The 7,912-nt window shown below is 72.8% G+C and carries 7 protein-coding genes; all 7 read left to right on the top strand.

The window, feature by feature from the left end; translation table 11 throughout:
* Positions 1 to 198: 198 nt before the first annotated feature.
* Positions 199 to 1,191 carry an HNH endonuclease signature motif containing protein gene (locus SNR22_RS28980; protein WP_320069865.1) on the top strand — a complete coding sequence of 331 codons (993 nt, stop codon included), beginning with the start codon at positions 199 to 201 and terminating at the stop codon, positions 1,189 to 1,191.
* A complete protein-coding gene (locus tag SNR22_RS28985; protein WP_320069866.1) occupies positions 1,188 to 2,228 on the top strand; it encodes a hypothetical protein in 1,041 nt (346 codons plus the stop codon). Before SNR22_RS28980 ends, SNR22_RS28985 begins: the two co-directional genes overlap by 4 nt.
* On the top strand, positions 2,225 to 2,398 hold the full coding sequence (locus SNR22_RS28990; protein WP_320069867.1) for a hypothetical protein: 174 nt from the start codon (positions 2,225 to 2,227) through the stop codon (positions 2,396 to 2,398). Before SNR22_RS28985 ends, SNR22_RS28990 begins: the two co-directional genes overlap by 4 nt.
* Positions 2,399 to 2,653: 255 nt before the next feature.
* The gene (locus SNR22_RS29520) at positions 2,654 to 2,857 is read left to right on the top strand and encodes an HNH endonuclease (protein ID WP_413775728.1); all 204 of its coding nucleotides are present in this window, start codon (positions 2,654 to 2,656) and stop codon (positions 2,855 to 2,857) included.
* Between the two features lie 165 nt (positions 2,858 to 3,022).
* Positions 3,023 to 3,547, top strand: a complete 525-nt coding sequence (locus tag SNR22_RS28995) for a helix-turn-helix transcriptional regulator (protein WP_320069868.1) — start codon at positions 3,023 to 3,025, stop codon at positions 3,545 to 3,547.
* Complete coding sequence (locus tag SNR22_RS29000; RefSeq protein ID WP_320069869.1) at positions 3,507 to 5,216, top strand: hypothetical protein; 1,710 nt, start codon at positions 3,507 to 3,509, stop codon at positions 5,214 to 5,216. The genes SNR22_RS28995 and SNR22_RS29000 overlap by 41 nt, the downstream gene beginning before the upstream one ends.
* 19 nt (positions 5,217 to 5,235) lie before the next feature.
* Positions 5,236 to 7,912, top strand: a 2,677-nt coding sequence (locus tag SNR22_RS29005; protein WP_320069870.1) for a phage portal protein, incomplete at its 3' end; no start/stop codon positions are given.

Consider the following 7,912-nt stretch of genomic DNA (forward strand, 5'->3'; position numbering starts at 1 on the left):
CCACCCCCGGCGCCCCCGGGACGCCGCGCGCGGCGGCGGCGCCCCCCCCCCCCCCCGCCGCGGCGCGGCCCGCCCCCCCCCCCCGCGCGCCCCCCCCCGCCTCACCATACCGGGAGATCAATAGATGTCGATCAGTGGGCAGTGCGTCCGGACGGAGGGCCCCTAATGCCGTGGGGACGCGTTGACGATCGGCTGGCCATGTCGGTCAAGGTTCGTGGGCTGGCAGACCCGGGCGCCACCGGGCTGCGGGCGAAGCGGCAGCGCGCCGAGTCCCTCGGCGTGTGGGTTCAGCTGCTCTCATGGGTCTCCGGGGAGCGGTCCGACGGATTCGTCACCGCCGACATCCTCGACCTGTTCGGCTGGGACGAGGCCAATGCGCGACTCCTGCGCGCCCGCTACGGCCGGGCGCCCCTGCTGCACCGCCGCGACGACGGCGAACAGTGCGAGTGCATGACCGGCCGCACGTGGGTGGAGGACTTCGACTTCCTGATCCACGACTACCTCGACCGCAACCCGTCCCGGTCCGAAAACGACGTCCACCGGGCCAAGGCCAAGGAGCTGAAGAACTCCGCGCTGAAGGCCGCCGTCCGGGCCCGTGACGGAGACATCTGCCGGTACTGCGGCCGCACCTGCCAGCACTCCGACCGCGTCAGCGACGCCGGCCTCACGTTCGACCACGTCGACCCCGAAGTGGCCGACGGCATGTCCAACCTCGTGGTGGCCTGCCGCGGCTGCAACCGGCGCAAGAGCAAACGCACCCCCGAAGCCGCCGGCCTGGTGCTGCTGCCCGCGCCCGGCGACGCGCAACCTGCACCCGGACCTACGTCGAACCCAGGTCCGGACCCAAGTCCCGACCCAGGTCCGGACCCAAGTACGAACCCAGTTCCGGACCCAACTCCGCCACCCGTCACAGCACCCACGACCAGCACCGACGCATCGGTCTATCCCCAGAGCAGCGCCGAGACCAGCGCTCCGACTCAGGTCCCCGCGTCTCCCGGGACGGGACGGGTCGGGTCGGGCACCGCTCCCTCTACAGATCCCCCCCGCCCCGGCCAACCCACGGCCTACCGCATCGGACCCCCGACCACACCCCGCGGACCTATCCACGGCTCCCCGTACCTGCGCACCTCCCGCCCCGCCCCTGAACACCACGCCGGACACCCTCCACAGCCCGACCAGGAGCACCAATGACGAACCCGCCTCCCTGCACCTGGTGCGCCCGGCCCGACCCAACCCGCGGCTACGTCTGCCCGACCTGCTACCGGCCCGTGGGCGAGGCCCTGCGCGAGATGGTCCGACTGGCCGATGAGCCGGCCGTGAACATCGCCCGGCAGGCCCGCTACGGCTCCACGGACGGGCCCCGGTCGGCCGAGCCGCCCATCCCCGTGGACCTGGACGCCTCGGCGGCCGCGTGGGCCGCTGCTCACGTCGTCGTGACGTGGATGGACCACATCGCCACCGTCCGCGGCGTGCCGCTGCCCACGCGCGAGCGGCGGCCGGTCGGCCCGCTGTGCGCCGGCGCCGGGTGGGCCGCCCTGCCCGGCCGGTGCGGTCACCCGTCATGCGACGCGATCCGCCATCACCGGCCCGAACACCCCGTGGCCGCGGCCGCGCAGTTCGTCGCCGAACAGCTCGACTGGCTACGACACACTCCCGACGCGGCCGACGCCGGCGAAGAGCTGCTGGGTGCCGCGGCCGCCGTGCGCCGTGTCGTCGAGAACCCTGCTGACCGCTGGTATGCGGGGACGTGCTGCGAGCCGCTCTCCGACGCGCCGGGCGAGCTGTGCACCACCGAGCTGTACGCCTGGCCGGGCGTGATGTGGGTCCGCTGCCCCGGCTGCCGGGCGGTGCATCAGACCGGGCCGCGCATCCGGTGGCTACTCGACGAGGCACGAGATGTCCGCGGCACCGCCACGCAGCTGGCCACCGCGGCGGCCCGGCTCGGACGGGCCTGCACCGCCGGGCAGCTGCGGGCCCTGGCCCAGCGTGGCCGCTTGCTGCCTGCCACGCTGCCGCTGGAGGACGGGACGGAGGGCCCGGAAGAGCCAGACCGGGACGAGTGGCGGCGGGCCCGCTACCGCTTCGGCGACGTCCTGGAGGTGCTCGACCAGGTCGCCGAGCAGCGCCGCTTGGACACGGAGGATCGTGCCCGGCGGGCGGCGGAGAGGGCCGCCAATGCCGAGGCCGCTCATGATGGACCCACCGACCCGGAAGGACGGGCAGCATGAGGGATAACGCCACCACCGAAGAGTTGGCCGCCGAACTCGCCCGGCGCGGCGCGCTGCCCCGCTGTCCTTGCCGGATGTGGAAGACGTACATGGGTGTCTACGACCACGACGGATACATCCTGCGCTGCCACGGCTGCCTCAAGGCGACCACTCGGTGCACCTGCCGCTGAGAGGAGTAGCACCCATGCCCCTGATTCTCGACCATGCCGGCTTGATCAACGGCTGAGCAGGGCGTACGCTCACCTCCCAGTGGGACCAGTGTGCCCACGACGGCTTTCAAGGGCCCCGACCACCGGTCGGGGCCCTTGTGTTTCCTGCGGGTGGTACGCCCCTCGGCGCTTCTGAGGGGGTCCTCTGTGGCGGGGGGCCTGAGCGGGCACCGCTGGCGGGCCCTGGTGGCCGAGGTCAAGAGGGTCTATCCCTGGGTGTGCTGGCTGTGTCACCAGCCCATCGGCGAGTGCTGGCCAGCACGCCACCCCAAGAGCTACAGCGTGGATCATGTGGTGCCCAGGTCCAAGGGTGGCCCTGTGTATGACCTGTCCAACTGCCGGCCAGCGCACTACGGGTGCAACAGCAGCAGGCAGGCCAAGCAGGTGCCCTCGTTGTGGGTCACCTCGCCTGACTGGTGAGCACATGCATCAACGCAACGCAATGCATCACGCCTCTGACCTGCGTAAACATGGGGGTAGGGGTGGGAAGTTTGAACGTGAGCGCCGGAGACCCCGCGCCCCCGTCTCCCTTTTTCTCCCCCCTGGGCCATAGGGGGGGCCGTGATCGTGCCTGGTGATCAGCAGGTGAGCGGGCCGATCACCGATCGGATCAGCGCGGTGATCGCCGCCCAGGTGGTCGCCGAGCGGCGTCGGCAGAGCCTCACCCGCGACGAGCTGGCCGCGGCCGTGCAGGCCGCCGGCGGCCCGGGCACCTTCACCTCGTCCGCGCTACGCAACATCGAGATCGGCCGCCGCGGCGTCACCGTCGACGAGCTGGTGCAGCTGGCCGGCGCCCTGGACGTCTCGCCCCGCGACCTGCTCGGCGAGTACGTCGCCCGCTTCGGCCCGGACGCCCCTGCCGCCTCTGCCGTCCCGATCGGCGGGGAGGTGGAGGCCGCGACCTTCAAGGCGATCGAGGCTCTCGGCGACTTGGACGGTATCGAGGCCCCGCTGGCCGCCATCGCGCTGGCCGACGCCCGCGCCCTGGACGACGGCGCCGGCATGGCAACCGCCGCGGTGAGCAAGGAGCTGCGCGCCGCGCTCACGCAGCTGTGGGAGGGCCGCGACGGTGAAGACGAAGACGAAGGGGAGGACTACGGCCCGACCTGACCCGCACGCGCCGCAGGAAATCGACCTGCGGCCGGGGATGACCCGCGAGGAGATTTACCAGGCGTACGGGCTGACGTGCCCGCCCCGGGTGGCCACGCTGCGCGACCCGTCCCGCCGCACCTACGGCCCGGCCGTCGCCCGGATCTCCTCGCAGCTGGGCCAGCCGATGATGCCGCACCAGCGGTACATCGTCGACACCTCGCTGGAGGTCGACCCGGCGACGCACGCCCTGGTGTACCGGGACGTGACCGCGCTGCTGCCCCGCCAGTCCGGCAAGACGACCGTCGTCCTGCCCGTACGCGTTCACCGCGCCGTGGCGATGCCGGCCGAGGTCCGCAAGTACGCGCCCCATCAGCAGGGCCGGCAGCGGATCCTGTACGCCGCCCAGCGCCGCCAGGACGCCCGAGAGAAGTGGGTCGACGACCAGCTGCCGATCCTGGAGGCGTCCCCGTTCCGCGCGAAGTACCGCAAGCGGTTGGCCAACGGGTCGGAAGCGCTGATCTGGCGGACGGGCGCGTACGACGGGATCACCAGCAACACCGAGACCGCCGGGCACGGCAAGGTCTTGGATCTGGGCTTCGAAGACGAATTCTTCGCTGCGGTCGACGCCCGGCTTGAGCAGGCTTTCTCCCCGGCGATGATCACCCGGTGGTCCCCGCAGCACTGGCGCGTCTCGACCGAGGGCACGGAGGCGTCTCTCTACCTGGCCGACAAGGTGGAGAAGGGACGCGAGATCGTCGAGAGCGGCCTGCAGGCGTCGACGGCCTACTTCGAGTGGTCGAACCTTGATGGCCCGTACACCGCCCCGGACACCTGGTTGTCCTGCATGCCTGCGCTGTGCCCGCAGCTGGCCGGTGAGTGCATCTGCGGCGTCGACAGCACCGGCCGCCGGCGGTGGCGACACACCGTGCGCCTGGCCGCGGTCCTCGCCGAGCTGGGCAAGCTGGGCCGTGAGGAGTTCGGGCGCGCGTATCTCAACCGGCGCAAGGGATCGAGTCTGGCGCCGGACCCGAACATGCCCACCGCCGAGGAGTGGGCGGCCAGGCTCGACGACCGGGCGGCACCCGGCGACCCCGTCGCGTTCGCCATCGACATGCCGCCGAGCCGGGCGGCCACGGCCATCGTCGCCGTGTGGCTGTGCGAGATCGAACGCTGCCCGACCCGGACCGCCTACGACGACGGCACCGAGCAGGCGGGGGCGCACCGTCACGGGAAGCTGGTCGAGTACCGGCCCGGTAGCGACTGGGTGCCCGCTCGGGCCGCCGAGCTGACCGAGCGGTGGACGCCGGTCGGCTGGGCGATCGACGGCGCGAGCCCCGCCATGTCCCTGGTGCCCGACCTGGCCGAAGTCGGCATCGTCAGGCGCACCGGCGATCCGGAGCGCGGTGACCTGGTCGTGCTCAACGCCGGGGAGGCCGCGGCGGCCGCCGGGATGCTGGTCGACGGCATCCGGCAGGACACCATCCGCCACGAGGGCCAGGCCGCGATGACGGCCGCGTTCCAGAACGCCCGCACCCGCCCCTTGGGCGACCGCTTTGCCTTCGCGCGCCGGCTGGGCGCCGTCGACATCAGCCCATGGGTCGCGTTCGGCGGTGCCCTGCTGGCGCTGGAGACCCGCAAGCACTTGGCGGTTGAAGAGGACTTCGACCCGTCCGCGTTCTACGTCTGAGGAGGCCGCCGTGGCGATCATGCAGCGGATCCGTACCGCGTGGGACGCCGGGGTGGGGCTGATCGAGCGGGCCGCCCGCCCGGCCGACTGGCGGATGTTCAGCACCTACGGCGAGCCCAACGCCGAGAAGGTGCTGACCAGCTTCCAGCAGTACGCCGAACGCGCATACGGCGGCAACGCCGCCGTGTTCGGCATCGTCAACGCCCTCGTCAGGCTCTTCTCCGAAGCGACGTTCAGGCTGCGTGACGCCGACAAGAAGCTGATCGACCACGAGTGTCTGCGGCTGCTGCACGAGCCGTGGCCGAACGGCACGACCGGCGACCTGCTCGCCCGGATGCGCCAGGACGCCACTCTGGCCGGTAACGCCTACGTGCGCCGGGTCGGCGACGACCGGCTGGAGCGTCTCCGCCCGGACTGGATCACAATCGTGTCCTGGGTGACCGACGGCACCGACGGCCGGCAACTGCGCGAAGTCGTGGGCTACCTGTACGAGCCGATCGGCGACACTGAGCGCGCCACCGAGTTCTACCCGGTCGAGGAAGTCGCCCACTGGGCGCCGATCCCCGACCCGCTGGCCAACTGGCGCGGCATGTCCGCGCTCACGCCGGCCCTGCGTGAGATCAACGCGGACTTGGCCATGACCGAGCACCGTGACAAGTTCTTCCGCAACGCGGCGACCCCGAACTTGATCATCAAGTACGCCAACAAGCTGGCCCCGGATCAGCGGGACCGGATCCGCGACAGCGTCGCCGCCCGGCACTCCGGCCCGGCCAACGCCGGCGGCACGCTGGTGCTCGACGAGGGCGCGGACCCCATGATCGTGGGGTCGAAATTTAGCGACGCCCAGTTTGACGAGATCATGGCCGCCGGGGAGAACCGCATCGCGGTGGCCATCGGCGTGCCCGCAATCGTCGCCGGTCTCAAGCAGGGCCAGGACGCGGCCGCCTGGTCGATGTACCGGCAGGCGATGAGGGCGTTCGCCGACACCGTCGTGCGGCCGGACTGGCGGTCGGCGTGCGCCGCGCTCGCCCGCGTCGTCGACGTCCCCGATGGGCACCGCCTGTGGTTCGACGTCGGCGATATCGCCGCGCTGCAGGACAGCGAGACCGAGTCGGCCACGGCCATGCAGACGCAGGCCGCGACCGCGTCGACCCTGATCACCGCCGGGTTCGAGCCGGCCACCGTCACCGCGGCGATCATCGCCGGCGACTTGGCGCTGCTCCGGCACTCCGGCCTGGTGTCCGTCCAGATGCACGACCCGGCCGCCCCACCTCCAGACCCCGCCCCCGACGCCGACCTGGTCGACGACGGCGACGGCCCGCCCGCCGATGATGCCGACGGCGACCAGGACGACCCCGACGCCGACGACGACCAGGACGACGGCGGGGACGAGCAGCGGCGCGCTCGGCTGTGGGATCTGCTCGACGAGCTGCTGCGCGCGTGGGATGCCGACCTCCATCCCCGCGACGGCCGCGGCAGGTTCCGTCGCATCGGCGCTCCCGACCTGGTCGACGGCACCGTGCCGGTCGACCGGCTGCCGGATCGCCGGCTGTCGCAGCTGTTCCACGAGTTCAGCAACGACCCCAGCACGGCCGAGGACGAGCGAGTGTTTCATTTGCTCGGGGATGAGCTGGACCGGCGCGATTCGGCCGCCATGTACCGGGCGCTGGTCGCGTCGGTGCCCGACGGCGAGGAGCTGCAGGCCCTGCCAGAGTCCGACGTGATGGATCTGTATGCCCAGGTGGCCGCGGTCGACCGTGATCCGGACATGCCGACGCTCGACCGGCTGGGCGCCGAGCTTGACCGCCGCCTGGCGGTGGAGGTCGCCGGCCGGGAGGCTCCGGCCCGCGCGTACCTCGCGAGGGATCTCGACGCGATGAGCGACGACGAGCTGGCCCAGGCTAGTGCGTACGCCTCCGACCTGGGCGACGTCGCCGAGATGGAACGGGTCGGCGCCGCGTGGGAACGCAAGGAGGAACGCGACCGCGCCGCGGCCGCCGAGGCCGACCGGCTGCGCCAGCTTGCCGCCGACCGCAACCGCTGGGCGAGCGCCCCGCTGGCCAGCCTCACCGATGCCGACGTCGCGGCCGGCATCGCCGACATCGAGGCCGACGGGTACAACACCAACAGGCCCAGGCAGGCCCGGCTGGCCGCACTGCGCGAGGAACAGCACCGGCGGACCGAGGCCACCGCCCGAGACACCGCCGCGGCGGCCGACACCCCGACCGGGCCGGCGTGGGTGCTCAACCCGCTGGGCAAGGTTGACGAAGTTGAGTTCTACGCCCGGAACTTCCGCGACCACGGCGGGTACGACGTCGGCGTCCGGCTGGACCGGGCCAAGCGTCGGGCCCTCGGGCTGCCCGACGACGCCGACGAGAAGGCTGTGACGGCCGCCGAGCGGGCCGACCCGCGGCCGCCGGCCGAGCGGGCCGCCATGACCCTGGCGTGGTATCAGCATCACGCCCGGCACGCCGCCGAGCCGATCACCGAACCGAAGGACAGCCGCGACTACGACCTGCTGACCGGCTGGGGGGGGGGGGGGGCCGGCCCCCCCCCCCGGGGGGCGCCCCCCCCGCCCCGCGGCCGGCCCCCGGGCCCCCGCGGGGGGGGGCGGGGGGCGCCGGGCCCCGGCCCGCGCCCGGCGGGGAGCGCGGCCCCGGGGTGGTCGGGGACCACGGGGCAGGGGCCCCCCGCCA

Origin of the sequence: Micromonospora sp. RTGN7, from assembly GCF_033804645.1 — a bacterium.
In the GTDB taxonomy this organism is placed as follows: domain Bacteria; phylum Actinomycetota; class Actinomycetes; order Mycobacteriales; family Micromonosporaceae; genus Micromonospora.